We start from the raw sequence: 25,244 nt of genomic DNA, 5'->3' as shown, positions 1-25,244 counted from the left end.
GGCGGCGCGCACCCCTTCCTCACGCGCACCCGGGGACTAGTCGAGTGTGACATTCGTCACTAAGGTGAAGAGGTGTGTCGGTGAGGGCCTGACGCACGCTGAGGAGACGGCATGCGACAGTGGCGACGCGAGCTTTCCGCGCTGATGTTCGCGGGCCTGTCCGCGGTGGTGCTCGCCTCCTGCGCGGGCGACACGGACCCTGAGCCCGCACCGCCGAGCGACAGCGCCGTGCCCAGCGTGAGTGCGCCTGCGGTGTCGCCCTCGCCCGGCGGTGAGGTGGCCACCGTGAACCCCGTCAGCGAGATCGCGACCGCTCCCGACGGCGAGATCGACGTCTATGACGCCCCAGACGGCACCGTGACGACCACCATTCATGCCGCCGACGTGCTCACGGCCCCCGACCAGACGCCCTTGGTCTTCCTGGTGAAGGAGCGTGAGGGCGACTGGATCGAGGTCTACCTACCGATCGTCCCGAATGGCTCCACGGGCTGGGTTCCGGCCGACGCGGTTGAGGTGGGCAGCACGTCCTTCCGTATCGAGGTCTCTCTCGACGACTTCACGCTCACCGTGTATCAGGGGGCCGAGGTGGTGCTCACCAGCGATGTGGGTGTGGGTCGCGATGACCGGCCCACGCCCGGTGGCGTCTATTACGTGCGCGAACTGCTGCAGCCCCCGACCGATGACGGCCCGTACGGCCCGTACGCGTACGGGCTCTCGGGATATCAGCCCGTGCTTGACGAGTTCAATGGTGGTGATCCGATCATCGGGATTCACGGCACCAACGACCCTGACTCGATCGGCAGTTACGTCTCGTCTGGCTGCATCCGGCTACCCAACGACGTGATCACGCAGCTGGTCACCGAGGTGGGGATCCCGCTTGGCACGCCCGTGACCATCACGGGTTCGGCCGAGCCGGCCAGCGCCTGATCTGAATGGTCGCCCAGCCTGCGCTGCCACACACTCTGTGGCGTCGACCGGCCAAATGGATCCATTTGACTCGCCTAAGCGCTTACACGAACCAATGGGATCCATTTCACCGGTAGGAGGGGAAGACACAGCGGAACGCCCGCCCCGCGACGCTGAGGTTCGCGGGGCGGGCGCCCTGGGTGACACCGGCTACGAGTTGGGGGGACTTAGCCGGTGTAGGTGATGTCCTCCACCCTGGCCGCCGTGGGCGGCGGGGCGTCGAGCACCACAGTCGTGGTGGTCGGCGGCTCGGCCGTGCAGGTGGCGGTGGGCGGCGGGTAGGTGAGCGATACCGAGAAGGTCGGGTTGATCTCTGCCGTCACCTCCACTCCATCACGAGTCCAGCCGTAGTCGACCTCCGGGTCGTCGTATTCGAACCAGTCGCCGTTCTCGTCGACGCCCCAGCCCGGCCAGTCGGTCGGAACGAAGGTGTCGGGGTTGGTGGGATCGATCTGGTCCTCGGTGTAACCTTCGGCGGGCTCCACCGCGGCCCCGGGCCACAGCACGTAGCCCGATCCGAGTGCCACGTCGACCGTGTAGTTCTTGGACGGATCGGTCGGGTGGACCCACGTGATGGTGACCGGGGTCGGGTCATCGCGGTCGTAGTCCGCGGTGTTGTCCGGGTCCGTCAGCGTCAGCGAGTAGCGCACCCACGGGGAGTCCGCCACACAAACGGAGCCTGATCACCGAGCCCTCGAGCGTGGCTTCCTGCGGCGGTTCGGGGCATCCGTTGTTGGCGGCTTCCTCGTCCCACACGGTGTAGGAGTCCTTGTTGGCTGCGTACTCGGCGGCGCTGATCTCGCCGCCTTCCCAGCCACCGTCGTCGGTCGCCACGCAGATCTCAACGGGAGGCGGGCCGTCGCACTCGGGGTTCGCTGCGGGGTAGGTCGCCGAAACCGTGGTCTCGGGGTTGACCGCGACCATGATCTCGACGCCGTCCGCGTCGCGAGTCCACCCGTAGTTCTCGGGAGTCACTTCGATGTACGTGCCGTCCGCCTGGAGCTCCCAGCCCGGCCAGCCCGTGGCGGTCCCAGTCGCATCCACCGATCCTCCCGGCCACAGCGCGTGGCCGGTCCACGTGTGGACGCCGTCGGCGTAGGAGTAGGTGATGGTGTCCATGCCCGCCTCACCCTGCGGGTCGGTGTACGTGCCACCACCCGCCGGGGTCTCGAGGGGAACCTCGTAGACATAGTCGGAACCACCATCGGCCGTGGTGTCGTTGACGAAGGTGAGCGTCGCCACGTCCGGAATGGTGACCTCGCCCTGCGGGTCATCCAAGACCACGGTGTAGTCGAGGAACGGAACGCCGTCGGAGCAGACCCCCGTGACAACGGTGCCGTCGATGGTGGCGCAGTCGCTCGGCGACGTCACGGTGAACAGCGCCGTGTAGAGGTCGAGGGGTGCGGGAAGCACCTCGACTCCCTCGCTTTGTGCGACGGACGTGACCGCGAGCAGCGGTGCAGGCGCCGCGGTGCCGATGATCCGGTAGTCGCCGGCTCGGTCGACGAAGCCGGTGAAGTTCGCCGTTTCGCCGCGGCCCACCGCCTGTCCGATAGGCCCGAGGTCCTCCCACGTTCCGTCGCCGTTGGAGCGCTGCAGGGAGAACACCACCGCTGCGTGCTCAGACGAGACGGTGACGTCGAACCCGTAGGTTCCGCCGGGGGCGGTGCAGATCTCGGACGACGATGAGGTTGCCGATCCCGTGCCTTCGACGGGGTCGCATCCGAACATGTCGATCAGCGGCCCGAGGTCCGTGTTGAGTCCCGCGAATTCGTACAGGACGTTGTCGTTGACGTCCGTGATCGCAAAGCCGGGGATCACGTCGCCAGTGTGCGCGCCGTGACCAGACTCCTCGAACTCCTCGGGATCGAAGCCCGTGATCGTGGAGCCGATGACCGTCCACGGCAGGGACAGGAGTTCATACTGGCCCTCGCCCAGTGCGTGGCAGATCTCGACGCTGTCGCGCACTGTCTCGCACGAGTGGTGTGACGGACGCGGGTTGTCGGCGTACGTGGTCTCAGCCTCGGACTCCCTGACCCAGATGGTCTCCCAGTGCTTCTGGCCCTCCTCCTGGACACAGACGCCCACGACATCCTCACAACGGTTGTCGTGCAGCACCGCCCAGCCATCGGTGTCGGGGCCGATGTTCTGGCCGTCGTACGCCGCGCGGTAGGGGCCCTCCCAGCGCTCGATCTTGTCGATGATGTCGGCGGAGTCGCCCTGGTGGTCGCCCTCGATGTCGAACACCCAGGCCGAACCGTCCCATTCGGCGGTCCAGCCCACCGTCATGAGGGTGTAGCCTCCGTCGCCATCCGCGTGGCACAGGTCCACGTCGCCCGAGAAGCCGAAGCAGTCCTGGGGGTCTCCCGTCCACGCGCGGTAGGTCCCGGCTGGGGCGGCGTCCCGCTCGGACTGAAGGATCCAGGCGCCGGTCCAGGTGTCGCCCACCAACTTGCAGATCTGCACTTTGGCGGGCTCGGGGCAGTCGCCGCCGTCGAGCCTGGATGAAGCGGTGGTCGACGTAGAACTCAGAGTCGGACGGACCGCCCTTCCAGGTCAGCGTGCCGCTGTCGAGCAGTGCGTCGAGACGGTCGGAGGCGGCCTCCGACTTGACCGTGTACTTGTCGAGTGAAGCCACGTGTCGGTCTCGCAGACGGGTGTTTCCTCACCGCAGTCGTTGGCGGCGAGATCGTCGAAGGAGTCGCCTTGTGCGAGGTATGCCTGCGGGAACGCCTTGCTGTTGATGACGGGCTGCTTGTCGCCGCCGCTCAGCAGACGGTAGTTCGCCGCGGTCAGGCCCATGCCGTCGCTTGGCATCTCCCAGCACACGTAGACGGTGCGTTCGCACTTGCCGGAGGACACGGTCCAGCCGCCCTCATCGAGCCATGCCTGGTCCTGGTTGCCCTCGATGTTGCGGCACAGGTCTACGACGGGCGGGGGCTCGCAACCCTCGGGTGCCGGTGCCTGCGGGTTGTAGTTCGGCCACAGGACGTAGCCCGCTGGCACGGCCTCGCCTTCTTCGAGTGTCACGTGTTCGGCGCTATCGCCATCCCAGACGCAGTAGTCCACGAGGACGGGCTCGGGGTCGGGCACACAGCCGACTGGAGGCTGGGCATCGCGGGTATAGCCGGTCCACAGCATGTGGCCCTCGGGCACTGTCGCGCCTTCTTCGAGTGTGACGTGGGTGGCCTTCTGCTTGTCCGCGTCCCAGACGCAGTAGTCCACGAGCACCGGCTCGGGCTCCGGCTCGCCACACTCCACACCGTCGTCCCAGTGGTAGTTGTTGCCGTCCACTTGGACCCATTCGACCGCGTAATACGTCCAGCCGGGCCAGCCGGCGTGGTCGGCGTAGGTGAACGTCGCCGGGTCGGGCAGTGTGCCGCCAGGCTTGTAGGTGAGCGTCTTCTCCTCGTTGGTGTCGAGGTTGCGGAAGCGCACGTTGATCTCGATGCCCGAGATGCCCTTGGGGTAGTCCACGTCGACCGCCTCACAGGTCACGTCGTAGTCCCACCCGGCGGACATGCCGCACACGATCCAGTGGGAGACGTCTGGCTTCTTCCCACCGTTGTTGAGAGGCGGGTAGTACGCCTCGTTGGCATTGGGGAGGCTCGTAGATCGCCTCGCCGCCCTCGACGGAACCGCCCTTGACCATGAGCAGGCCCCACTGGTCACCTTCCCATGACGACTGGAAGGGCTTGAGCGAGATGGCCTTGCCGCCATCGACGAGGGTGCCGTAGGTCGACCCCTCCGAGGGCTCGAACTTCTGGCAGAAGTAGGAGCGGTCGGGATACTTCGACTCGTACAGGTCCTCGTAGTAGGAGGCGGTGCGGGTGCCTCCGGCGTTGTCTGCGTATGCAGCGGGTGCAGCCCAGCCGACGATCGCGAGTGCGAGTCCGGCGACAGCCGCTCCGATGCGGGTGCTCAGCCTCATGATTCCCTCCCCAGGGGTCGGGGCTGGCGGCTTCGATGCCGCCCCTCAGCGCCTCGACATGCTTTTGACGTTAGTGAGATTTCTCACACTGTCAACGGGAACGTGTGACTGATGTGACTGATGTGACAAAGCGAGACGAAAGTGACATATTTCACACCCCCGTCTCGCGCGGAAAGCGTGATGCTCCCGGCAGCGGGAACGTCGCCGAGGTGTGATCTGCGCCACATCATCGCGACCAGGCGGCGCGTCGATGAGGCAGGCCACTGGATCCACCGCACCCTCCGCTGGCATGGACAGACGCGAGGCCCCGCTTATCACCGTCCATACGGGGCGGTCTCGGCGCCGCGCCCAACAATCCGGAAGAACTTTTCCTGAGCGAGTGACAAATGTCACACTTTGGGACTATCGTCCTGAATCACGGGCATTCAACTCGAGGTTCCTGAGGGGGCAACCATGAATATGCGTAGAACGCTGCTCGTCGTTGCGGCAACAGGTGCGGTGACGCTCGTCCCGACCGCCGCGTTGGCCGATAACGACTACACCGGTGGGGACAACCCCACCACATGCGACGTAAGCGGGGCGGTGCCGGGTGGCACCTTCCCGTGCTCGGTCACCGGCGCCGACGGCCAAGAGGCAGGCATGTCCGGGACCTTCTCGACCGGAGACGAGGTGGGAATCGCGGGCGCCACGGCGACCGTCACCAAGGCCGTCTCCGGAGGCAGTGCCGACTTCTCCATCTCGGTCCCCGAGTCGGACGGCACGCTCAGTCTCACCACCTACCTGGATGGTGAGGCGGTCGACTCCATGACGCTCGCGGTCGTGGACGGTGCCGCGGTCCCCGTTGCTGTTGACGCGGAGGACCTGAGCCAGACCGGATTCACCAACATGCCGTTGCTGGTCGGTGTCGGTCTCCTGCTCGCCGCGGGCGGCGGTGCCGTGGTCTATGCGGGCCGCAAGGCTCGGCAGGACTCGACGCCACTCGCGCCGTAGCCTGCGCACTCCGCGGTGGCCTGGCCCGTAGGGGGCCGCCACCGCGGTCATCGCCTGAGTCGTGACGTGAGATGGGGGATCCACGCGTGTCGACCACCATTCCAGCCGCTGCGCTGACCCGCTCGGCCGCCCGCCGCGTCGTCATGCCACTCACCAGGTGGCTCCTACTCAGCGACATCTTCGTCGTCGCCGCAGTGATGACGGGAGCGCACGCGGTGCGGTTCGGCTGGGACCCCTCGGCTCCCGTCGAGGGGCCCACCGGGCCGCCGTACCTGTGGCTCTCGGCCGCCATCGCCGCGCTCTGGGTCTTCCAACTCGGCTGGACCCGCTCACGTGACCCGCTGGTGCTCGGCGAGGGGTCGGAGGAGTTCCAGCGGGTCGGCACCGCGTCGTGGCTCACCTTCGTGGTGGTGGTGCTCTTCGGGTTCTTCACCGGGCTCGATATCTCCCGCGTGTACCTCTTCCTCGCCCTCCCGGTCGGCACCCTCGTCATCCTCGGCTATCGGGCGGCGTGGCGGGGTTGGCTCAAGGAACGCCGACGCCACGGCGCGTGGCGTTCGCCGGTGATCGTGGCGGGACCAGGTGCCGCCGTCGCCGAGGCTCGTCCGGCGCATGAAGTCCTCCGACGCCGCACGCTTCGACGTGGTCGGGGCATGCGTCCCCTCGCGCGACGCGGCGGGCCTGCCCGCGCCCGTCCTCGGTGACATCGGCGCCGCCGCCAGCATGGCCGCACGCCACGGCGCCGAGTTTGTCATCCTCGCTGGTACGGATGACCTTCCGCTCGCCCGCGCGCGTCGGCTCGAATGGGACATCGAGGACGCAGGGGTCGGCCTGTTGGTGGCCTCATCGGTCTCGGACATCGCCGCTCCGCGCACGTCGGTGAGCAGGCTGGGTGGGCTGCCCCTGATGCAAGTACAGGCGGCCCAGTTTTCTGGTCCCAAGCGGCTCGTCAAGGGAGCGGTGGATCGTGCCGGTGCGGTCGTCATCCTCGCCATTCTCGGCCTGCCGATGCTTCTCATCGCCCTCGTGGTCAAGGTCGGCAGTCCCGGGCCGGTCCTGTTCCGGCAGGAACGGGTGGGGCGCGACCTCCAGCCATTCGCCATGCTGAAGTTCCGCTCCATGTACACGGACGCCGAGAGCCGGCTCTCACAGCTCGCCCACGACTCGGACGGCAACGGCGTCCTCTTCAAGATGCACGATGACCCTCGGGTGACGCGTGCGGGCAGGCTCCTGCGGCGCTTCTCGCTCGATGAGGCTCCCGCAGGCGATCAACGTGCTTCGCGGCGAGATGTCGATTGTGGGGCCGCGTCCACCGCTGCCCCGAGAAGTCGAGGCGTGGGAAGAGGCCGAGGGGATGGCGCGCCGCCAGGCTCGTCAAGCCGGGCATCACGGGACTGTGGCAGGTCTCCGGACGCTCCGACCTCTCGTGGGAGGACAGCGTCCGGCTCGACCTTCACTACACGCAGAACTGGACGATGAGCCTCGACGCCGTCATCGTGCTGCGCACCGTGTGGGCCGTCCTCACAGGGCGAGGGGCGTACTAGCCGTGACGCGCACCGCGCGCGGCGGCGCGACGCCCCCATGGCGCACCGCGCCGCGCCCGTCAGCAGCGCCCACATTCACAGACTCCGACTCCCCGGAGCCCCAGGCATCGGCCGCCGATACCTCAGCACGGCGGCCGATGCCGAGAGGGGTCGAGCGCGCACTGCTCGCCCTCGTGGTGGGGCTTGCCGTGGTGGGTCTTGCCTCCCTGGGTGAGTTCAACATGGTGCCCGCGCACCAGATTCTGGACGTTGCCCTCTACGGCACCGCCCTGACGCTGCTCGGCTGGGTGGACCGGCGCATGCTGCCGCTGGTGGTGGCCGTCGGCGCCCTGATCGCGGTGCGTGCCGCCTTCGCCCTCACCAGCACGGAGGCGGGGCTCGGCGACGTGGTCCAGGCGCACAAGTGGTTGCTCAACATCGCGGTCGTCCTCCTCTGTTCGGGGCGAGTGGCGCGCATCCCCGACCTCGCGGCCCGGATGGCGTGGGTACTTATTCCGCTTGCCCTCCTCAAGTACGTGGTGGAGGTGGTGGCGCTCGGGCACGACCGCCCGGGCCTCCTGTACGAGAACAACTTCGAGATCGCGTTGCTGTGTGGCCTCGTGGTGGTGGCATTGCGCGACATGGTCCACTACCGGCTGGTGCTGCTGGGCATGCTCGGCGTCGCCGTGGTGCTCGCGGGCTCGCGCTCCGGGGCCATCGCGTTTGGTATCACGGCGCTGTTTGCGGTGCACACGCTGATCGGTGCGAAGGCGGTGCGGCTCTATGTGGCGGCACTGACCGCAGCCGGCGCCATCGTCGCCGCCGCGCTGCTGTTTGCCGCCAGATATGAAGCGGAAGGCCAGGTAGACCGCCTCAACTTCGCGGCCATCTTCGGTGACGAGACGGGCGAGCGTGGCCTCGTGGGTTGGCTCCTTGGTCCGCCGCCGATGACAGCCCTCACCACGGAGTCATGCGCCCGGCTCGATTTCTACGCGGTGCTGATCGCCGACCAGTCGGCGAACGAGTGTTACTCAGTGGTCCTCCACGCCTTCCTGCTGCGCGTGCTCTTCGACTTTGGCCTCGTGGGCCTCGTCGCCGCCTTCGCGATTCCCGCCTACGTGATGGTGCGCAACCACGTCCCGTGGCCGGTCGTCACCGCGCTCACGCTCATCGCGTTCTCGAACTCCGCGTCCGTCTCGGGGATCAACAACCCCTTCATCACGCTGCCCATCGTCCTCGCGATTCTCGCAGGCAACGCCCGTGTGGCCGATGCCCCCGGGCCAGCCGTCACCGGTCCGGACCACTCCGCGACACCGTGGCGCAGGCATCGGCCACCCGAACCCATGAGCGCCCGACTCCCTTCGACGAGCAGGAAGGACACGCCATGACAGAGCCTATTGGAACTGCCCGCACTCGGCGTCGCCGTGACGCCGCTCACCTCCCGCGAGCCTGATCACCGCCCTCGACCACGCGGTCCAAGCGCGCCGCCGCTTCGTCATCGGAGCCCACAATCTGCATTCGGTTTACCTGGCGCAGCACGATGCCCGCTTCGCCGAGTTCGCGCGCCGCTGCGACCTGTCGCTCGTGGACGGGATGCCCGTGTTGCTCGCCTGTCGCGCCGAGCGCAGACACCGGTTCACGGTGGAGCACCGCATCGGGTCGACAGACTGGATCCCCCTCCTCGCACAGGCGCCTCACGTGCGGAGCATCGCCCTGGTGGGGACCACGGAGGAGGCCAACCGTCTCGCGGTAGCACGGCTCCAGGAGCGCTGCCCCGATGCGGTGGTCACAGGAGCGTCAGGGCAGCACTGGGGACCCGAGCGGGCCGGGCAGGTGGCGCGCTGGCTGCGCGCCAGTAACCCCGACCTCGTGCTCGTGGGCCTTGGCATGCCGCTGCAGGAGCAGTTCCTCGATGACTACGGCGACCTGCTCCCTCCGGCGGTCTACGCGACCGTCGGAGGCGCCATCGACCAACTGGCGGGGACACAGCGCAATGCCCCCCGGTGGCTCGGGCGCATCGGACTCGAGTGGGCGTGGCGCCTCGCCTCGCAGCCCCGGCGTCTCGCCCATCGCTACCTGGTCGAACCGTTCCTGCTGGTCTGGATAATCGCGTCTCGCCGCACTCGAGTGGGGGCATCATGACCGTCCGTGTCACCGCCGTCATCCCCACCACCGGGCGGCCGGAACTGCGCCGTGCTGTCGAGTCGGTGCGCGCACAGACCGTGCCGTGCCGCACGGTGGTCGTGAACGACAGGCCAGAACTCAGCGGTCAGATCGAGGTCATGCTGAACGGACTGACGTACGAACTGGTCGAAACCGAGGGGGCCACGGGCGGTGCCGCGGCGCGTCAGCGGGGCGTCGAGGCGGCGCACACAGACGCGGTGGCGTTTCTCGACGACGACGACGCGTGGCACGCACGCAAGGCGGAGAGACAACTCGCCGCACTCGACGCGCATGGCGACGCCGTCATCACCTGCCTCACGGAGTTCCGCGAGGCGGGCGGCGGCGTCCGCGTCCTGCCGGAGCGTCCTTATGACGGCACCACACCCGTGGTCGACTACCTGTGGGAGCGGTCGACGCTGCGCCTGCGACGCAGGCTTTCTCCAGACGAGTTCGCTGATGATCCCGCGCGCCACGTTGCTGCGGGTGCCGTGGAACGAGTCGCTCGCGCGGCATCAGGACTGGGACCTCCTCATCCGCCTCGATGCCGTCGGAGTGCCCATCCACACCGTGCCCGAGGTTCTGGTGAGCGTGTTCCAGGGGTCGCAGGGATCCATCTCTCGTGCAGGCGACTGGGAGCAGTCGCTGGCGTGGGCCGATGCCGTGGGTGCCACGGCGTCGCGGCGGGCCCACGGCGATTTTGTCGCGTCCATCGTGTTGCGGTCGGCGCTGCGGGCGCGTGACTTCCGCGGGGTGGGACATGCGATGCGCCGCACGGTCGAACTGCGTCCTCACACCGCGGCCGTTGCCGTGGGGCTGGGAGGGCTGGTGGGATGACCGTGCACGCGCCGGCGAGAGCGACCCCGTGGTGGAGGCAGATGTCCTTCGCCGCAGGGGCACGCCTCGTGGTGCTGCCGGTGACCGCGGCCGCGGCGCTCGGCACGGCACGCGTCACCGTCGACGCGACCGGGATCGAACTGTACGGCTACGTGGCGCTGATCGGTCAGGCTCTTCATGCTGTTCACCTTCTCCGACCTCGGCATCGGTGCCGCGATCACGCGGGCCGTGGCGCGGGAGAACGAGTCGCCGCAGGACGCCGCTGTGGCGGAGGCAACGGTGTGGCGAGGGTGGACGGTGCTCGCCGTCGCCGCGCTCGCGGGCGTCCTCCTGGTCGGCGTCGTCGGGATGACCGTCGGCTGGGACACCTTGTTGGGCATTCCTGAGCCGCACGGCGCGGCGGCGAATGCCGCGACTACGGGAGCGCTGTGTCTGTTCCTCGCGTTCCTCCCCGTCTCGTCCGCCAGGCGTGTGCTGGTGGGGCAGGGCCGCTCGACGCTTTTGGCGCTGATGGGCGTGATTCCTCCGCTGGTGGGGCTCGCGGTGGCGGCCGGACTCGCGGTGGCCGATACTCCCGCCTTCGCCTTCGCTCTTGCCCCGACCGTGGGCATGGCGGCCTATGACGTGGCGTGCATGGCGGTGGCGTCGCGCCGGGGAGCGGCGCGTGACGCGTGGCGGCGGCTGGGACGCCGGGCCACTCGCCCCGCGCTGCCGACCGTGCGCATCGGCGCGGTGGCGTCCTCGATGCTGGTGCTCACCGTCGCCAACGCGGCGCTGATTCAGGGCTCGCGCATCGTGCTGGCGCATCGGGGGGACGCTGCGGAGCCTCACCGAGTACTCGCTGGTGCTGCAGGCTGTATCTGCCGCTGTGGTCGGTGATCTACATGGCGTCCACGGTGCTGTGGGCGCGGTTTGCGGTGCGCGAGCCCGGACGCGCGGAGGCCTGGCGGGCCAACGCGGCGCTGGCCGGGCTCTCGGCAGGCGCCGGTGTTGGCCTGGTGGTGTTGGGGCCATGGCTGACGCGGTTCATGAGCGGCGGCAGGGTGGACGTGCACGCGGGTGTGTTCTTCGCGTGTGCCGCGCTGTTGGTGGTGGTGGGGGCCAACGCGACGCAGGCCATGTGGTTCACGGACGCGCCAGGACTGCGGTTCCAGGCGGTGTGTGGCGTGGTCGCCGGCGCGGTGGCGCTGCCGCTCGCGTGGGCGCTCATCGGCCCGCTGGGCGCTTCGGGTGCCGCGCTCGCGAGTGCGGCGGCGGCGCTGGCGGCGCAGACGGTGCCGGGGTGGCGCCGCGCGTGGCGGCGTACCCCAGCCGAGACAGGCGGGCTCTCGGCCAACGCTGGAGGCGCAGCATGACTGTGCCGATATCTCGGGTACGGGGAGTCGTGCCCGCACCGCGGCGAGGAGACTCGTCGACGACACCCGGCAATGATGCCGGCGAGGGGAGGGCGACATGGCGCTGGACGACTACACCCGTCTGCTGAGGCGGTACTGGTGGGTGCTGATCGTGGGAGCCGCGGTCGGAGCGGCCCTGGGATGGGGCTGGGCGGCGCTGCAGCCCAAGGTGTACACCGCGCATGCCATGGCGATCGTGTCGACCGGTGCGCTCGAAACCCTGGAAGACGCCCAGACAGGCGACGACTTCGCGCGGTCGCGCGTGCAGTCGTACCTCTCGATCGCGGGCTCGGCCGAGGTCGCGGAAGCCGCCATCGAGGCGGGCGAACTGGAGATCTCCACGACGGCCGCCGCGGCCCGCATCAGCGTCACCAGCCCCGAGGACACGGCGGTGCTGCGGGTGGCGGCCACGGGCGCTGCGCCCGAGGAGGCGCAGGCATTGGCCGATGCCTGGGTCGAGGGCCTGTCCACGGTGGTCACCGAGATCGAGTCCGACGGCTCGGGCGACACGGTGGTCACCCTCCACCCCGTCTCGGAGGCGCAGTTGCCGACGGCGCCCACCAGCCCCGATACGCGTATGGCGATCGCCGTTGGCCTGCTGGCGGGGCTTTTTGTTGCGGTCGGCGTGACGCTCGTGCGGGCGTCCCTCGACAAGCGTCTGCGCACCGCCGCGGACATCAAGCGAGAGTTCACCGTCGCCGTCCTTGGCGAGGTGCCGTTCGACAGGTCGCTGCAGCGCAGGGGAGGCGCGGTGGGGCGTTCGCCCCTGATCGTGGAGGCGGTGCGCCAGGTACGCACCAACATTCAGTTCATCGATGTCGACAATCCGCCGCGTGCGATGGTCGTGACGTCGGCCCAGTCGGGGGACGGGAAGTCCACTACGGCCATCATGCTGGCCGAGGCAATCGCCGCCGCGGGCCGTGAGGTGGTCCTCATCGATGCGGATCTGCGGCGCCCGTCGATCGCCACCAAGCCTGGGGCTCATCGATGCCGCGGGCCTGACGGATGTGCTGGTGGGGCGCGTCGATCCTGCCGATGTCCTCCAATCCTACGGGCCGTCGGGTCGCCTCTCGATCCTGGCGGCCGGCCCTATCCCGCCCAACCCCTCCGAATTGTTGGGTTCCGACGCGATGCACGAGTTGGTCCGGGGCTTTGGCGACGACGTGCTCGTGCTCATCGACACCCCGCCGCTGCTGCCGGTGACGGACGCGGCGGTGCTGACCGCACGCACGGACGGCGCGGTCATCGTGGCCCGAGCCGGGCGCACCACCGTGGATCTCCTCGATCAGGCCATGGCGTCCATCGACGCCGTGGGCGGCCGCATGCTGGGCGTGGTGCTCGAGGGGGTGTCGAGGTCGGGCCGCTCGGGAGTCAAGGGTGAGTACGGGTATGCCTACGGCACGCCCTCTCCCGCGGGGGCCGCTCCCGTCGAGGGCATCGCGCCGCGAGACGGTTCCGCGACCGGCGCGGCACGCGCGCGTGAGCAAGAGTCGGACGAGGACCCCCATCCGGACGGTGAGGGGGTCCACCTCGACGATCTCGCCGCCGGTGCCGCGGACCTGGGGCCCGACATCCCTGCCGCCGAGCGCCTCGACGGAGAAGACCTGGTGCCGGTGGAGGACGGCGCGCGCTGAGAGTCGGTGCGGTCCACGGCGCCGCCGGTGGAACAATGGCGCCCGTGACCATCGCCCCGGAGCTCACCGACCTCGCCGCACACCTCGGCGCGCGCGTCGACGGCGAGGTGGACGGCAGCGACCGCCGCCGCGCTGAGTATTCGACGGATGCCTCGAACTACCGCGTGCCTCCGCAGGTGGTGGTCTTTCCTCGCGATGCCGACGACCTCGCTGCGGCGCTCGCTGCCGCCAGGGAGATCGCGGCTCCCGTCACCATGCGAGGCGGTGGCACGTCGGTGGCGGGCAACAGCATCGGCCCCGGGGTCGTCATCGACACCAGCCGCCACATGAACCGCGTGCTGGACCTCGACGTGGAGGCCCGCACGGCGCGGGTCCAGCCGGGGCTCGTCCTGAGTGAGCCTACAGAAGGCGGCCGCGCCGCACGGGCTGCGCTTTGGCCCGGACCCCTCGACGACCAATCGGGCGACCCTCGGCGGCCTCATCGGTAATAACGCCTGCGGACCCCACGCGGTGGCCCACGGCAAGACCAGCGACAACGTCATCGGCCTCGATGTCGTCACGGGTGACGGCAGGAGGGTCCTCGCCGGCCGCAAGGGCGTGGCCGCCATCGATGGCCTCGACGCGCTCGTGCGCGCCAACCTGGCCCTCATTCGCACGGAGTTCGGCCGTTTCGAGCGCCAGGTCAGCGGCTACTCCCTCCAGCATCTGTTGCCCGAGGCTCGGCGGCGATCTCGCCAAGTTCCTCGTCGGCACCGAGGGCACGCTGGCGACCACGCTCGAGGCGACCGTGCGGCTGGTGCCCATCGCGCCCGTGCGACTCACGGTGGCGTTTGGCTACGAGGACATGCCGGCGGCGGCCGATGCCGTGGTGCCCATCATGGTCCACAAGCCCCACGCGGTCGAGGGTCTCGATGCCCGTCTCATCGACCGGATCAGGGCCGCGAAGGGTGATCAGGCCATCCCCGCGCTGCCGCCAGGCGCAGGCTGGCTCTTCGTCGAGGTGGGTGCCGACACCGAGGAGGAGGCGCGCGCCATCCTCGCCGCCATCACGGCCGATGCCGGCACCACGTCCGTGCGGGTCCTGGAGGATCCGCGGGAGGCCGCGAACTTGTGGGCGATCCGCGCCGACGGCGCCGGGCTTGCCGGTCGCAGCGTTGACAACAAGGAATGCTGGCCCGGCTGGGAGGACGCTGCCGTGCCCCCGGAGCATCTGGGCACGTACCTGCGTGAGTTCGACGTGCTGATGGAGTCGCATGGCGTGACCGGCCAGCCGTTCGGACACTTCGGTGACGGGTGCATTCACGTGCGACTCGACATTCCGTTGCAGGACGACGGGCGCCCGCTGCGTGCCTTCATGGAGGATGCGGCCGCGCTCGTGGCCCGCCACGGCGGGTCGCTTTCGGGCGAGCACGGTGATGGTCGTGCCCGTGGAGAACTCCTTCACACCATGTACTCGGCCGAGGCGCTCGACGTCATGGAGCAGGTCAAGCGCCTGTTCGACCCTGCGGGTCTGCTGAATCCCGGCATCGTGGTGGACCCGGCTCCCCTCGACGCGGACCTGCGGCGGCCTTCCGCCCCCGCCACCCCGCGGGGAACGGGACTCGCGTTCGCCCACGATCACGGCGACCTCGCCGAAGCGGTCCACCGCTGCACCGGTGTGGGCAAGTGCAGGGCCGATGCCATCGGCGGCGGCAGCGGCTTTATGTGCCCCGCCTACACGGCCACCAAGGACGAGAAGGACGTCACGCGCGGGCGTGCGCGCGTGCTTCAGGAGGCGATCAACGGCACCCTCATCGGAGGGCTGAAGGCGCCCGAGGTGCGCGAAAGCCTCGACCTGTGCCTGTCCTGCAAGGCCTGTTCGTCCGACTGCCCCAGCGGGGTGGACATGGCGGCGTACAAGTCGGAGGTGCTGCACCGCACCTACAAGGGACGCCTGCGACCCGTCGCGCACTACTCGGTGGGGTGGCTGCCGCGCTGGCTGAAGGTCATCGGCATCGCCCCCGGCTTGGTCAACGCCGTGCTGCGGCCCCGGTGGATCCAGCGCACCGCCGTGAACCTTGCGGGCCTCGACAAGCGCCGCACCCTCCCGCACTTCTCGGCGACGCCCTTCCGCAAGTCCGCGGTGGCGCGCTCTCATCGGGCTCCCGCGCAGGCGCCCTCGACCCCCGGCAGCACCCGAGTCGAGAACCGCGTGGTGCTGTGGGCGGACTCGTTCACCGACGGCCTCGACGCCCAGATCCCCGCAGCCATCGTCGCGGTGCTGGAGGACGCAGGGTTCGAGGTGGTGGTCCCTGACCAGTCCGCCTGCTGTGCCGTGACGTGGATCTCCACGGGCCAGGCTCGATGCGGCCCGTGCTCGCATGAACGATCTGCTGGGTGTGCTGGGGCCGTACGCCGTGAATGGCATCCCCATCATCGGCATCGAGCCCTCGTGCACCGCCGCTCTTCGCGGCGACCTGACGGAACTTCTGCCCGAGGACCCGCGCGCGCACGCGGTGGCTCGCGGTACCTTCTCCCTGGCCGAGGTGCTCACCGGACGCGCACCTGTCAAGCCGCGTGAGGGGTGGAGCGTGCCGCGACTCGACGACGTCACCGCCGTGGTGCAGCCGCACTGCCACCAGTACTCGGTCACAGGCTTCACCGCGGACCGCGAACTGCTCGCGAGCGCGGGCGCCACGGTGACGGAGACCGCGGGATGCTGCGGCCTTGCGGGCAACTGGGGGACCGAGAAAGGTCATTACGACACGTCGGTGGCGGTGGCAGAGAATTCGCTGCTGCCTGCGCTCCGCAACGCGCCCGAGGGTTCCATCTACCTTGCTGACGGGATCGCCTGCCGCACCCAGGCCGAGGACCTCCACGGCACGCGCGGCATGCACCTCGCCGAACTTCTAGCGACAAGGATCTGACAATGTCGAAGGCGTGGATTCGCCGTTTTGCGTGGCTGGGTGTCCTGGTCATCGCCGTGGCTGCCGCCGGGTGGCCGCTGTACGTGTCTCCCGGGACCGATCAGCCGGGCGAGACCGACGTGGCGTACGTGATTGGCCCGCCCACCGACGAGCGGATGAAGGCTGCGCTCGACCTGCTCGAGTCCGGCAGTACCGACACTCTGATGGTCTCGGTCGACACGGCGGACGCGCAGTACTCACTGGCCCAGGCGGCCTGCGCGGGGGCGGCGCCCTTCTCCGGCTACACGGTGCTGTGCGAGAAGCCCGAGCCGTTCTCGACCCGCGGCGAGGCCCAGTGGCTGGATCGTGAGGTCGAGGCGAACGGCTGGACGTCCGCCTCCGTGATCACGTTCCGTCCGCAGGTGAAGCGGGCGGAGACGCTCATGGAGCGGTGCTTCTCCGGCGACCTCGCCATGATCGATTCGGGTGAGTCGCTCAACACCTTTGATTGGGTGTACCAGTACGTCTATCAGACGGGTGCGTTCATGCGTGCCGGTCTCGCCATCGACTGCTGAGCGCTTCCCGCTTCCTGCCTGGCAGCGGTGCCACGTAACCTAGGCCTGTGCCTTCCCCTCGTGTCGCATCGGCCCTGGTCCTTGCTGCTTCCGTCGTGTTCCTCGCCGGCTGCACTCAGTCGTCTGACGCAGTCGACTTGCCGGCCGCCGCGGACTTCGAGGGGGCGATTCTCGATCAGGTGAACGCCCTGCGCTTCGCCGCCGACGTGACGCAGGCTCGACGCCAACGAATGCCTCGCTGCCCACGCGCGTGAGCGCGCGGCTCGCCTTCCCGGCGCGGTCGAGGCTCCGCTCGAGGACCTGCCGGCGGACTGTGGCGACTTCGACTACGCGGGGGAGAACATCTCGCGGTCGGATCAGACGGCGGCCGAGGTGGTGGCGACCTGGGCGGCGAACGAGACGCAACAGCCCAACCTGGTCGACCCGTCATTCGAGGTGGCAGGCGTCGGGTGCGTCGCCGTCGCCGCCGCCGACAACTCGCGAGTGGCCGAGGACGGCGAGGATGTGGCAGGCATGGCCTGCTCGGTCATCTTTCAGGGCTTCGCGCCATGACCGGGGGCGCCCGCCTGGCCGCCGCGGCGAGCGCCGTCGCGGTCCTAGCCGGCTGCACCGGCGCGCCTGACACGACGCGGGCCGATGATCCGGCCGACTACGCTCACGAGCTCTTCGTCGGCACCAATGCCGCGCGCACGGAGGCGGGGTTGGACCCGTTGGTGTGGGACGAGTGCGTGGCGGCCGCTGCCCTTGCTCGCGCGCAGGTGGTCGCCGACACCGACACCCTTGAACACCAGCCGCTCCAGGCGCCGTGTGCGGACAACGCCGCTGCCGGCGAGAACCTGTCGTACTCCGAGGAGGACGCGGCCACCATCGTTGACCGATGGATGGCGTCGCCGGGTCACGAGGCGAATGTGGTCTCGACGGAGTTTGTCGATGCAGGCGTGGGATGCGTGGTCGATGGCGCCCTGATGGCGTGCTCGTGGGTGGCGCAGGGTGAGGCCGTCAGCCTCGAGCCGTGACGCTTGCCCGCTGCCGAGGCAGGGTCTTCGCTAGCCGCGGAACCACGCGGCCACGTCGCGTACCGCGTCGTGAATCATGGTGAACGCGTCGTCGTAGGCTCGCTGGCCGCGCCGGTAGGGGTCGGGAACGTCTTGCGGGGGTGGGTCGGCGAGCGTGGTGCGGTGGGCCGCCACCGTGGCCGCGACCTGGCCGAGCCGCTCCTGCGCCGATGCTCCCTCGAGCACGATGCCCTCGCGCGCGGCGCGCGCGAGTTCGTCCAGGAGCACGGTGCGCTTGAGGGCCGCCGGGGCCTGTCGCACCGCGAAGGCCCTGTGGTCGCCCGCCATCGCGATGATGAGGTCGGCGCCGCGCGTCACCTCACCGGTGAGTGGCCGGGCGCGGTGGGCGCGTCCGTCGAGTCCCACGCGATCGAGTGCGGCGAGCATCTGGTCGGGGATCGGGTGGCCCTCCAGGGCGTGTGTTCCCGCGCTCGAGACCTCGGCGAGGTCTCCCAGGTAGTCTCGGAGCAGCAGTGCGGCGGCAGGCGAACGGCAGATGTTTCCCGTGCACACGGTGACGATGCTGGTCACGGCTCGCCTCCCTTGGCCGGCGCGTCGAAGGAGTACCCGGATCATGTCCAACGTACCGGCTGATGCGCCCGCCTCCAAGCGTCGACGGTGGCGATGGGTGGTGGCCGGTGTGGTGGCCGGTGTGGCGATCGTCGTCATGATCCCTGCCGTGTTGCTGGCGCTCGATGCGTACCGCCTGCAGGGTTCTGCGGCCGATCTCGAGGCGCATGCCAGCGGCGCTCAGCAGGCCGTGACCGATCGCGATGCCACGACGCTGACGGCGGAGGTGGAGGCGCTCCAGGAGGCCGCGGCAACCTTTGCGGGCGCCACCGACGGCTTCCCTTGGTGGCTTGCCGCGCGGACGCCATGGGTCAAGGACCAGACCGTTCCGCTGCAGGAGGCGGGACGCGCAGTGAGGGCCGTCGCAGACGATGCGCTCGGACCGCTGGCGGGCCTTGACGACCTGTCCGCGTTGGAGGCGCCTCCCGTGGTTGACGGCCGGGTGGACCCCGACTTTCTTGAGCCGTACCGGGCGGTGCTCGCGGATGCGGACGCCGTGCTGTCTCAGCAGGTCGCTGCGCTCGGTGACGTCAACCTCGAGGGCACCGTCGATCCGGTCCGTGGGCCCTTCGAGGACCTCAAGGGCAAGGCTCGACGAGATGGGTGCGCTCGTGGCGGATGCGCATGTGGCGGCCGAGCCTACTTTCCACGATGCTCGGTGGCGACGGGCCGCGGAACTACGTGGTGATGATTCAGAACAACGCGGAACCGCGTACGTCGGGCGGGATCTCGGGCACCGTCATCGGCCTGGCGGTGGACGACGGCCGCTTCGAGGTCACGCAGTACGTGGAAGGCAACTCCATGGTCGACACCTCTGACGAGGTGACGCCACTCACCGACGACGAACGCCGCATCTTCACCGAGAAGATGGCCTGGTATCCGCAGGACGTGAACTTCACGCCTGAGTTCCCCCGCGCGGCTGAGATCATGGCCGCATTCTGGGAGCGTGAGACGGGCCAGGTGCCCGATGGGGTGGTCTCTCTCGACCCCGTGGCGCTCGGGTACATGCTCGAGGGGATGCCCTCCACCGACATCGGCGGCATTGAGGTGACCGCGGACAACGTCGCACAGGTGTTGCTGAGCGACGCGTACTGGGAGTACCCGGAACCCGAGCAGTCAGACGCCTTCTTTGCGCTCGCGAGCCGCGAACTCTTCGGCGTGCTCATGTCGGGGGACACCGCGATCGTCGGTGGCATCGAGAAGGCCATCGGGGAGGGGCGCTTCCTGCTGTGGTCGGCCACCGACACGGAGCAGGACCTCATCGTGACCACCCCCTGGGCGCCGAGTGGATCGAGAACGAACCCGCGCTCGGAGTGTTCCTCAATGATGGTTCCGGATCCAAGATCGGCTATTACGTCGCGACGAGTGTTGACGTGGTGGACCACGTCTGCGCCGATGGCTCCGTGGCCGCACAGGACGTCTCGGTGACCCTGTCCCACACCTTTGATGGCGACGTGGCCGCCATGCCCGAGTACGTGTCGGGAGGCGGCACGTTCGTGCCGGCCGGTGAGTTCCATGCGAACCTGCTCGTGTACCCGCCTCAGGGGCTCTCGTTGACCGAGGCAACGCAGGACGGCGAGACCGCGATGCTCAACGGTGAGATCCATCACGGGCGTTCGCTCACGTCGGTTCGCATCGTCCTCGCGCCCGGAGACACGACCACCGTCGAGTACCGCTTCGACGCGAGCGGACAGTCGGTGGCCCGCGGCGACCTTGCGGTCACCCCCGGTGCGGCGAGTGGGAACCCCGAGGTGGACCGCAGCGAGGCATCCGCCGACTGCTGACCCCTCGCGGCCCCGACTCGCGCGCTACAGCGAGGTCTCGAACTCCGAGATAAACGCGTTGAGCCTGACCGGATTCCACCAGGAAGCCGTCGTGGCCCACGGGGAGTGCACCACCTTCACGCCCTGGGAGCCTGCGAAGCCACGGTCGAGCGCGATGGAGTTCTTGAGCGGGTACAGGCGGTCGGAGTCCACGGCCACCACGAGCGCGGGGCCCGTGTAGCGCGCGAGCGCGGTCTCAACGCCGCCGCGGCCACGTCCCACATCGTGGGACTGGATCGCCTGCGACAGGCGCACGTACGTGTTGGCGTCGAACCGGCGGGCGAGCCTTGCGTGCGTGGTGCTCGAGGTATGACTGAATGGCGAACAGGCCACCCTTGCCCAGCGGGTCGGTGTCGCCCTGGTAGCGGCGGCCGAAGCGGTCCGCGAGCTCGCCCTCGGACCGGTAGTTGGTGTGCGCGATCATGCGGGCGATGCCGATGCCCACGTGGGGCCCCTCGCCGTCCGCGGCGCCGTAGTAGTCGCCGCCCCTGAAGCGGGGGTCGGCCTTGATGGCGGCGAGTTGCGCCGTCGACCATGCAATCTGGTCGGCCGTCACGGCTGCCGTGGAGCCCACGGGGGCGATGGCGCCCACGCGCTCGGGTACGGTCACCGCCCACTCGATGGCGCGCATGCCGCCCATGGAGGGGCCCGCGATGAGGCGCCAGCGGTCGATGCCGAGGTGGTCGGCGAGACGGATTTCCGCCGCGACCATGTCACGCATCGTGACGTACGGGAACCGGGAGCCCCACGGCTGGCCGTCGACGGGATGCGCCGAGGCGGGGCCGGTGGAGCCCTGGCAGCCGCCGATGACGTTGGCAGACACGATGAAGTGGCGTTCCGGGTCGATTGGCTTTCCGGGGCCCACGAACGCATGCCACCAGCCTCCGGTGTGGTGGCCGGGCTCCGCGGGGCCGAAGACGTGGCTGTCGCCGGTGAGCGCGTGCGCGATGTAGATCGCGTTGTCACGGGCGGCGTTGAGTTCGCCCCAGGTCTCGTAGGCCATGGTGACGTCGGGCAGGACTCCCATGGGGTCCGCCTCGAGTGGCAGGTCGCCCAGCGCGAAGAACTGGCGGTGACCGGGGTGGTCGCCTTCGCGCCACGCGGCCGATGCCGGGATGAGGTCTCCCTTGCCGGGGCCCTGGTCTGCTGCGTAGGCGTCCGATTCGATGCCGTCGTCATCCATGTTCGCCACGATAGGGCACCGCGACACTCCAGATTGCGCCGTCGGAAGCGTCACAGGGGTTGGCGCGCCGTGGGGCGCATGTTTATAGTGTGAGCAATTGCTTCGCATGTGACACATGTGACAGACGTGACGACTCAGGAAGCGAGAACGATGGCCCGCAACGCCTCCGTGCGCCGCTCTGCTCACCGCGCCTTCGTCCCCTTCGCCGTGATCGGTCTGACCATCACCGGGTTTGGCCTGACCTCTGGCGGTACCGCGGTCGCCGATGGCTACCCGGGCGAGGACGAGATCGCCGCCGCCCAGGCCGCAGTGTCCGATGCCGCATCGTCCGTCTCCGAGCCTGGATGCCGCCATTGCGGGCCTGGAGGAAGCCCTCGCCACCGCCGAGGTTGCCGCCTCGAGCGCCGAGGAGGACTACCTCATCGCGCAGGAGGACGCCGCGACGGCCCAGACCGAGCCTTGCGGCCGCCAACAAGCGTGCGGACGAGGCGGAGGCGGCGCTCGCCACGGCGCGTCGTGGCCTCGCGGGCTCGGCCATGCAGTCCTACAAGAACGCCGGCTCCATGGGCTCGCTCGAGGCCATCACGCAGGCGGGCGGCTTCGACGACGTCATCGCGCGGACCGAGGCCGTCAACCAGGCGTCCGCCAAGGCCGATGTCACGGTGCAGGAGGTCTCGGCCGCCGAGTTGGTCGCCACCACGACCCGCGAATACGCCGAGACGGCGGCGGTGAAGGCCAAGGAGGCCGAGCAGACCGCCGAGGGCGCATTGACCGACGCCAAGGCCGCGCGCACCTCCGCCGAGCAGGCCGTGTCCTCCGTCGCCATTGCACGCGATGCCGCCGTCACCCGTCTGGCGACGCTGCGCGGCGTGAGTGAGGACCTCGAGCGCGAGCGTCAGGCGGGGCTCACCGCCGAGCGTGAGGCTCGCGCCCAGGCGGAGTTCGAGGCCAAGGCAGAGCGCGAGGAAAACGCGCAGCAGGTCGACAACATGGTGGGAGACGACGACTCCTCGACGCCGCGCCCGACGTCGACCAAGACGTCGACTCCCAAGCCGACGTCTACCGACACGTCCGAGCCCCAGCCCACCTCCACCAAGACGTCGACGCCCAAGCCGACGTCCACCAAGACCTCCGAACCCGAGCCCACGTCCACCAAGACGTCGGAGCCCAAGCCGACCCAGACGTCGACGCCCGACCCCGACCCGTCGTGGTCGTCGTCGGCCTCGCAGGGGGCCAAGGCGGTCGCGCACGCGCTGACCCTTCAGGGCCACCCGTATTCGCAGACCCTTGACGGCGGCACCGGCCCCACGTACTACGACTGCTCCGGCCTGGTGCAGGAAGCCTGGCAGGTTGCGGGCAAGTACATCCCGCGCACCTCGCGCAGCCAGTACGACGCGACCACACACCTGCCCATCAGCCAGGCCCGTCCCGGTGACCTCGTGTTCTGGAGCTCCAACGGCTCCGGCTCAGGGGTCTATCACGTGGCCATCTACATCGGTAACGGCCAGGTCATGGAGGCGCGTCGCCCCGGTGTCGAGTCGCAGGTAGGAAGCATGTACCGCGGGGGCTCGTACAACCTCATGCCGGTGGTGGGCAGGGTCTAAGCCCGGCCACCGCATCGGCCACCCGCACCACCCCAGCCAACGCGAAGGCGCCGCTCCCCACACAGGGGAGCGGCGCCTTTCGTGGTGCGCGCGGACTCAGTGGCCCGGCGGCGGCACCAGGGGGTTCATGTGCTCGAACGAGGTGCCCTTGGCACGCTCGAAGGAGGCGCGGATCTCGGCCTCTGCCTCCTCGCGGGACACCCAGTGGGCGCCCTCGACGGACTTGCCGGGCTCCAGGTCCTTGTAGACCTCGAAGAAGTGCTGGACCTCCAGGCGGTGAAAGTCGGAGACGTCGTTCAGGCTCACGGCGCCAGGTCTGACGCTGGTCGCCTGCGGGCACCGCGAGGACCTTGTCGTCACCGCCGGCCTCGTCGCGCATGCGGAACATGCCGAGCGCACGGCAGCGGATCTGGCAGCCGGGGAACGTGGGCTCCTCGAGGAGCACCAGGACGTCGAGGGGGTCGCCATCCTCGCCCAGGGTGCCGTCGATGAAGCCGTAGTCGTCCGGATAGCGGGTCGACGTGAAGAGCATGCGGTCCAGGCGGATGCGCCCGGTCTCGTGATCGACCTCGTACTTGTTGCGCGATCCCTTGGGGATCTCGATCGTGACGTCGAATTCCATGTATGAAGTCCTTGTGAGTCCTCGGTGACAATGCTGGACACTAGTGTGGCCCAAAGAAAGAGGTGACGCGTGCGCGCAAGGCTAGCAGTGGGGGCCGTCGTGGTGGCGGCTCTGGCAGGTGGATACGCGGTGGCCGATGCCGCCGACGTGGTCCCCGGCATCCTCACCTCGCAGCCTCTCACCTCGGAGCCCGCCCCCTTCCGCACCGCGTTGCCGGTCTCCGCGGCGTCGGCATCGCCGGTGCCCGTGACGGCCGTGGGGACCGAGGCGCCGCTGCCCGATGCCTCGGCCGTGCAGGAGCCTCGCGAAGGCCGTGAGGGACGACGACCGCACCGGTGAATCCACGAATGTGTCCGTGGTGGACCTCCTCACCGGCGAGGTCTTGGGCGACCTCGACGCCCACGACACCCAGGTGCCCGCCTCCACCACCAAACTTCTCACGTCCGTCTCGGCGGTAGCCGATCTTGGCGCCGACTACCGGATGGAGACGTCCGTAACGTGGGACGAGTCGACCAGGACGCTCACGGTGGTCGCCGGCGGCGACATGTTGCTGGCGGCCGATGCTGGCCACGGCGGTGAGGGCGAGGACGCCAACGGTTGGGCTGGCCTGGGAGACCTGGCCGATGCCGTGGTCGAGACCGTCGGCGCCGACGTGCTCGGTGCGGCTCCGGTCACGCTCGCGGTCGACGACTCCGTGTTCGAGGCGCCCGCCTGGAACCCCGAATGGCCCGACTACGCGCGCACCTCCGGCTACGTCGCTCCCGCGACCGGGCTCGCCGTCGACGCCGCCCGCATGACCGACGAGCACTACGCCCCGCGCTACGACGACCCGTCGCTCGCGGCCGGTGACGTGTTCGCGACACGGCTCGGCGAGCGAGGGGTGAGCGTCGAGGGGGACGTGGCCCGGGCATCGGCCGTGGGGGAAACGGTGGGCTCGGTGCTAGGGGCACCCCTGTCCGAGGTCGCCGCCCTCACGCTGTACGAGTCGGACAACACCATCGCCGAGATCACCGGGCTCGTGCACGCGATGGAGGTGGGGCGCAAGACCACCGCCAAGGGCTCCGCCAACGCCACCATCGCGGGACTGGAGTCCATGGGCGTGGACGTGACCGGGCTCAAGGCTCTTCGACGGCGCGGGGTTCTCCGAGAACAACCGCATCGCGCCTGACCACCTCACGGGCACCCTGGTCGCCGCGTACGCGACCGAGGCCACGGAGGACATCCTCGACTGGCTCCCCGTGGGGGCGCTCGAGGGCACCGTCGACGAGCGCTACATCGATACCGCTGCCGCGGGGCAGATGCGCGCGAAGACCGGGTCGCTGACGGGCGTCTCGTCTCTTGCGGGCACGGTCCAGACCGCGGATGGCCGCCTGCTGGCGTTCGCGACGATGGCGGACGGCATGGAGTACAACCCCGTGGGGCCGCGTCAGGCCTTCGACGAGATGGTGGTCGCCCTGGCAGAATGTGGCTGTGAGGGATGAGGCTGCGGCGG

At 69.3% G+C, this 25,244-nt stretch carries 33 protein-coding genes and 4 pseudogenes; 28 read left to right on the top strand and 9 right to left on the bottom strand.

The window, feature by feature from the left end:
* Window positions 1–111 precede the first annotated feature (111 nt).
* Window positions 112–927, top strand: coding sequence for a L,D-transpeptidase (locus QQK48_RS06170; RefSeq protein ID WP_284327832.1), 816 nt, complete (start codon window positions 112–114; stop codon window positions 925–927).
* Between the two features lie 206 nt (window positions 928–1,133).
* On the opposite strand, the gene QQK48_RS06165 is transcribed toward QQK48_RS06170, so the two are convergent.
* From QQK48_RS06165 to QQK48_RS06150, 4 genes are all read right to left on the bottom strand, one after another.
* Complete coding sequence (locus QQK48_RS06165; protein ID WP_284327831.1) at window positions 1,134–1,616, bottom strand: hypothetical protein; 483 nt, start codon at window positions 1,614–1,616, stop codon at window positions 1,134–1,136.
* On the bottom strand, window positions 1,558–3,432 hold the full coding sequence (locus QQK48_RS06160) for a hypothetical protein (protein WP_284327830.1): 1,875 nt from the start codon (window positions 3,430–3,432) through the stop codon (window positions 1,558–1,560). Before QQK48_RS06160 ends, QQK48_RS06165 begins: the two co-directional genes overlap by 59 nt.
* Before the next feature lie 90 nt (window positions 3,433–3,522).
* Window positions 3,523–4,464 (bottom strand): hypothetical protein, encoded by a 942-nt coding sequence (locus QQK48_RS06155; protein WP_284327829.1) that lies wholly within the window; start codon window positions 4,462–4,464, stop codon window positions 3,523–3,525.
* The gene (locus QQK48_RS06150; protein WP_284327828.1) at window positions 4,454–4,897 is read right to left on the bottom strand and encodes a hypothetical protein; all 444 of its coding nucleotides are present in this window, start codon (window positions 4,895–4,897) and stop codon (window positions 4,454–4,456) included. The genes QQK48_RS06155 and QQK48_RS06150 overlap by 11 nt, the downstream gene beginning before the upstream one ends.
* Before the next feature lie 453 nt (window positions 4,898–5,350).
* On the opposite strand from QQK48_RS06150, the gene QQK48_RS06145 reads away from it, so the two are divergent.
* The 20 genes and pseudogenes from QQK48_RS06145 to QQK48_RS06070 all read left to right on the top strand — a co-directional run bounded on the left by QQK48_RS06145 (window position 5,351) and on the right by QQK48_RS06070 (window position 17,911).
* Window positions 5,351–5,887: a hypothetical protein gene (locus QQK48_RS06145; protein WP_284327827.1), complete on the top strand. Its 537-nt coding sequence runs from the start codon at window positions 5,351–5,353 to the stop codon at window positions 5,885–5,887.
* An 86-nt stretch (window positions 5,888–5,973) separates the two neighbouring features.
* Window positions 5,974–6,591, top strand: a complete 618-nt coding sequence (locus QQK48_RS06140) for a hypothetical protein (RefSeq protein ID WP_284327826.1) — start codon at window positions 5,974–5,976, stop codon at window positions 6,589–6,591.
* Window positions 6,500–7,087: pseudogene (locus QQK48_RS19400) on the top strand (sugar transferase); the annotation flags it as partial. The gene QQK48_RS06140 and the pseudogene QQK48_RS19400, both read left to right, overlap by 92 nt.
* A 49-nt stretch (window positions 7,088–7,136) precedes the next feature.
* Window positions 7,137–7,214, top strand: a pseudogene (locus QQK48_RS21350) (sugar transferase); the annotation flags it as partial.
* On the top strand, window positions 7,183–7,431 hold the full coding sequence (locus QQK48_RS19395) for a sugar transferase (RefSeq protein WP_348523497.1): 249 nt from the start codon (window positions 7,183–7,185) through the stop codon (window positions 7,429–7,431). The pseudogene QQK48_RS21350 and the gene QQK48_RS19395, both read left to right, overlap by 32 nt.
* Window positions 7,432–7,433: 2 nt before the next feature.
* Entirely contained in the window at window positions 7,434–8,798 is a 1,365-nt protein-coding gene (locus tag QQK48_RS06125; protein WP_284329463.1) for a hypothetical protein, read from the top strand.
* A 61-nt stretch (window positions 8,799–8,859) separates the two neighbouring features.
* Window positions 8,860–9,552: a WecB/TagA/CpsF family glycosyltransferase gene (locus QQK48_RS06120; RefSeq protein ID WP_348523766.1), complete on the top strand. Its 693-nt coding sequence runs from the start codon at window positions 8,860–8,862 to the stop codon at window positions 9,550–9,552.
* The gene (locus QQK48_RS06115) at window positions 9,549–10,313 is read left to right on the top strand and encodes a glycosyltransferase family 2 protein (RefSeq protein ID WP_284327825.1); all 765 of its coding nucleotides are present in this window, start codon (window positions 9,549–9,551) and stop codon (window positions 10,311–10,313) included. Before QQK48_RS06120 ends, QQK48_RS06115 begins: the two co-directional genes overlap by 4 nt.
* A 271-nt stretch (window positions 10,314–10,584) precedes the next feature.
* A complete protein-coding gene (locus QQK48_RS06110; protein ID WP_284327824.1) occupies window positions 10,585–11,286 on the top strand; it encodes a hypothetical protein in 702 nt (233 codons plus the stop codon).
* A complete protein-coding gene (locus QQK48_RS06105; RefSeq protein ID WP_284327823.1) occupies window positions 11,283–11,762 on the top strand; it encodes a hypothetical protein in 480 nt (159 codons plus the stop codon). Before QQK48_RS06110 ends, QQK48_RS06105 begins: the two co-directional genes overlap by 4 nt.
* Window positions 11,763–11,859: 97 nt before the next feature.
* Window positions 11,860–13,182, top strand: coding sequence for a YveK family protein (locus QQK48_RS06100; RefSeq protein WP_284327822.1), 1,323 nt, complete (start codon window positions 11,860–11,862; stop codon window positions 13,180–13,182).
* Complete coding sequence (locus QQK48_RS06095; protein ID WP_284327821.1) at window positions 13,094–13,435, top strand: hypothetical protein; 342 nt, start codon at window positions 13,094–13,096, stop codon at window positions 13,433–13,435. The genes QQK48_RS06100 and QQK48_RS06095 overlap by 89 nt, the downstream gene beginning before the upstream one ends.
* A gap of 44 nt (window positions 13,436–13,479) precedes the next feature.
* Entirely contained in the window at window positions 13,480–13,923 is a 444-nt protein-coding gene (locus QQK48_RS19390) for an FAD-binding oxidoreductase (RefSeq protein ID WP_348523496.1), read from the top strand.
* Entirely contained in the window at window positions 13,829–14,386 is a 558-nt protein-coding gene (locus QQK48_RS19385) for an FAD-binding oxidoreductase (RefSeq protein WP_348523495.1), read from the top strand. The genes QQK48_RS19390 and QQK48_RS19385 overlap by 95 nt, the downstream gene beginning before the upstream one ends.
* Window positions 14,280–15,995 carry an FAD-binding and (Fe-S)-binding domain-containing protein gene (locus QQK48_RS19380; RefSeq protein ID WP_348523765.1) on the top strand — a complete coding sequence of 572 codons (1,716 nt, stop codon included), beginning with the start codon at window positions 14,280–14,282 and terminating at the stop codon, window positions 15,993–15,995. Before QQK48_RS19385 ends, QQK48_RS19380 begins: the two co-directional genes overlap by 107 nt.
* Window positions 15,996–16,005: 10 nt before the next feature.
* Window positions 16,006–16,341, top strand: coding sequence for a (Fe-S)-binding protein (locus QQK48_RS19375; RefSeq protein WP_348523494.1), 336 nt, complete (start codon window positions 16,006–16,008; stop codon window positions 16,339–16,341).
* A gap of 2 nt (window positions 16,342–16,343) precedes the next feature.
* Entirely contained in the window at window positions 16,344–16,895 is a 552-nt protein-coding gene (locus tag QQK48_RS06085) for a YdcF family protein (RefSeq protein ID WP_284327820.1), read from the top strand.
* A 47-nt stretch (window positions 16,896–16,942) separates the two neighbouring features.
* Window positions 16,943–17,149, top strand: coding sequence for a hypothetical protein (locus QQK48_RS06080; protein WP_284327819.1), 207 nt, complete (start codon window positions 16,943–16,945; stop codon window positions 17,147–17,149).
* A 19-nt stretch (window positions 17,150–17,168) separates the two neighbouring features.
* Window positions 17,169–17,447, top strand: a pseudogene (locus QQK48_RS19370) (hypothetical protein); the annotation flags it as partial.
* The gene (locus QQK48_RS06070; protein ID WP_284327817.1) at window positions 17,444–17,911 is read left to right on the top strand and encodes a CAP domain-containing protein; all 468 of its coding nucleotides are present in this window, start codon (window positions 17,444–17,446) and stop codon (window positions 17,909–17,911) included. The pseudogene QQK48_RS19370 and the gene QQK48_RS06070, both read left to right, overlap by 4 nt.
* Window positions 17,912–17,941: 30 nt before the next feature.
* Here the strand turns inward: QQK48_RS06070 and QQK48_RS06065 are convergent, their stop codons facing one another.
* The gene (locus QQK48_RS06065) at window positions 17,942–18,481 is read right to left on the bottom strand and encodes an arsenate-mycothiol transferase ArsC (RefSeq protein WP_284327816.1); all 540 of its coding nucleotides are present in this window, start codon (window positions 18,479–18,481) and stop codon (window positions 17,942–17,944) included.
* 43 nt (window positions 18,482–18,524) lie between these two features.
* Here QQK48_RS06065 and QQK48_RS06060 point away from each other — a divergent pair, with 43 nt between their 5' ends.
* From QQK48_RS06060 to QQK48_RS06050, 3 genes are read left to right on the top strand one after another with little or no spacing between them, the layout of a single operon-like run.
* A complete protein-coding gene (locus tag QQK48_RS06060; RefSeq protein ID WP_284327815.1) occupies window positions 18,525–19,208 on the top strand; it encodes a hypothetical protein in 684 nt (227 codons plus the stop codon).
* Complete coding sequence (locus tag QQK48_RS06055; protein WP_284327814.1) at window positions 19,172–19,948, top strand: DUF4012 domain-containing protein; 777 nt, start codon at window positions 19,172–19,174, stop codon at window positions 19,946–19,948. The genes QQK48_RS06060 and QQK48_RS06055 overlap by 37 nt, the downstream gene beginning before the upstream one ends.
* Window positions 19,924–20,304, top strand: a complete 381-nt coding sequence (locus QQK48_RS06050) for a hypothetical protein (protein ID WP_284327813.1) — start codon at window positions 19,924–19,926, stop codon at window positions 20,302–20,304. Before QQK48_RS06055 ends, QQK48_RS06050 begins: the two co-directional genes overlap by 25 nt.
* A gap of 24 nt (window positions 20,305–20,328) precedes the next feature.
* Here QQK48_RS06050 and QQK48_RS06045 read toward each other — a convergent pair whose 3' ends face one another.
* From QQK48_RS06045 to QQK48_RS06035, 3 genes are all read right to left on the bottom strand, one after another.
* Window positions 20,329–20,598 (bottom strand): hypothetical protein, encoded by a 270-nt coding sequence (locus QQK48_RS06045; protein ID WP_284327812.1) that lies wholly within the window; start codon window positions 20,596–20,598, stop codon window positions 20,329–20,331.
* Window positions 20,540–21,526, bottom strand: a complete 987-nt coding sequence (locus tag QQK48_RS06040; RefSeq protein WP_284327811.1) for a homoserine O-acetyltransferase family protein — start codon at window positions 21,524–21,526, stop codon at window positions 20,540–20,542. Before QQK48_RS06040 ends, QQK48_RS06045 begins: the two co-directional genes overlap by 59 nt.
* Window positions 21,527–21,749: 223 nt before the next feature.
* Window positions 21,750–22,064, bottom strand: coding sequence for a hypothetical protein (locus QQK48_RS06035; protein ID WP_284327810.1), 315 nt, complete (start codon window positions 22,062–22,064; stop codon window positions 21,750–21,752).
* On the opposite strand from QQK48_RS06035, the gene QQK48_RS06030 reads away from it, so the two are divergent.
* Window positions 22,063–23,130 (top strand): C40 family peptidase, encoded by a 1,068-nt coding sequence (locus QQK48_RS06030; RefSeq protein ID WP_284327809.1) that lies wholly within the window; start codon window positions 22,063–22,065, stop codon window positions 23,128–23,130. The genes QQK48_RS06035 and QQK48_RS06030 overlap by 2 nt on opposite strands.
* A gap of 96 nt (window positions 23,131–23,226) precedes the next feature.
* On the opposite strand, the pseudogene QQK48_RS06025 reads toward QQK48_RS06030, so the two are convergent.
* Window positions 23,227–23,752, bottom strand: a pseudogene (locus QQK48_RS06025) (inorganic diphosphatase).
* 69 nt (window positions 23,753–23,821) lie between these two features.
* Here QQK48_RS06025 and QQK48_RS06020 point away from each other — a divergent pair.
* Genes QQK48_RS06020 through QQK48_RS06010 form a run of 3 tightly spaced genes read left to right on the top strand, consistent with a single transcriptional unit; the run spans window position 23,822 to window position 25,233 of the window.
* Entirely contained in the window at window positions 23,822–24,091 is a 270-nt protein-coding gene (locus tag QQK48_RS06020) for a hypothetical protein (protein WP_284327808.1), read from the top strand.
* Window positions 24,066–24,920, top strand: coding sequence for a D-alanyl-D-alanine carboxypeptidase (locus QQK48_RS06015; RefSeq protein WP_284327807.1), 855 nt, complete (start codon window positions 24,066–24,068; stop codon window positions 24,918–24,920). The genes QQK48_RS06020 and QQK48_RS06015 overlap by 26 nt, the downstream gene beginning before the upstream one ends.
* Window positions 24,910–25,233: a D-alanyl-D-alanine carboxypeptidase gene (locus QQK48_RS06010; RefSeq protein ID WP_284329322.1), complete on the top strand. Its 324-nt coding sequence runs from the start codon at window positions 24,910–24,912 to the stop codon at window positions 25,231–25,233. Before QQK48_RS06015 ends, QQK48_RS06010 begins: the two co-directional genes overlap by 11 nt.
* The last annotated feature ends 11 nt before the right edge of the window (window positions 25,234–25,244 follow it).

This window comes from Demequina litorisediminis (assembly GCF_030161615.1).
Classification (GTDB): Bacteria; Actinomycetota; Actinomycetes; order Actinomycetales; family Demequinaceae; genus Demequina; species Demequina litorisediminis.
This window is presented reverse-complemented; position numbering and strand designations above follow the sequence as displayed.

Coding starts and splice junctions, on each gene's coding strand:
- QQK48_RS06145 (WP_284327827.1), top strand. CDS start 5,351: ATGAATATGCGTAGAACGCTGCTCGTCGTTGCGGCAACAGGTGCGGTG.
- QQK48_RS06060 (WP_284327815.1), top strand. CDS start 18,525: ATGTCCAACGTACCGGCTGATGCGCCCGCCTCCAAGCGTCGACGGTGG.
- QQK48_RS06040 (WP_284327811.1), bottom strand. CDS start 21,526: ATGGATGACGACGGCATCGAATCGGACGCCTACGCAGCAGACCAGGGC.
- QQK48_RS06085 (WP_284327820.1), top strand. CDS start 16,344: ATGTCGAAGGCGTGGATTCGCCGTTTTGCGTGGCTGGGTGTCCTGGTC.
- QQK48_RS06170 (WP_284327832.1), top strand. CDS start 112: ATGCGACAGTGGCGACGCGAGCTTTCCGCGCTGATGTTCGCGGGCCTG.
- QQK48_RS06035 (WP_284327810.1), bottom strand. CDS start 22,064: ATGGCCGAGCCCGCGAGGCCACGACGCGCCGTGGCGAGCGCCGCCTCC.
- QQK48_RS06030 (WP_284327809.1), top strand. CDS start 22,063: ATGCAGTCCTACAAGAACGCCGGCTCCATGGGCTCGCTCGAGGCCATC.
- QQK48_RS06100 (WP_284327822.1), top strand. CDS start 11,860: ATGGCGCTGGACGACTACACCCGTCTGCTGAGGCGGTACTGGTGGGTG.
- QQK48_RS06070 (WP_284327817.1), top strand. CDS start 17,444: ATGACCGGGGGCGCCCGCCTGGCCGCCGCGGCGAGCGCCGTCGCGGTC.
- QQK48_RS06115 (WP_284327825.1), top strand. CDS start 9,549: ATGACCGTCCGTGTCACCGCCGTCATCCCCACCACCGGGCGGCCGGAA.
- QQK48_RS06150 (WP_284327828.1), bottom strand. CDS start 4,897: ATGAGGCTGAGCACCCGCATCGGAGCGGCTGTCGCCGGACTCGCACTC.
- QQK48_RS06110 (WP_284327824.1), top strand. CDS start 10,585: ATGCTGTTCACCTTCTCCGACCTCGGCATCGGTGCCGCGATCACGCGG.
- QQK48_RS06055 (WP_284327814.1), top strand. CDS start 19,172: ATGCTCGGTGGCGACGGGCCGCGGAACTACGTGGTGATGATTCAGAAC.
- QQK48_RS06095 (WP_284327821.1), top strand. CDS start 13,094: ATGGCGTCCATCGACGCCGTGGGCGGCCGCATGCTGGGCGTGGTGCTC.
- QQK48_RS19380 (WP_348523765.1), top strand. CDS start 14,280: ATGCCGGCGGCGGCCGATGCCGTGGTGCCCATCATGGTCCACAAGCCC.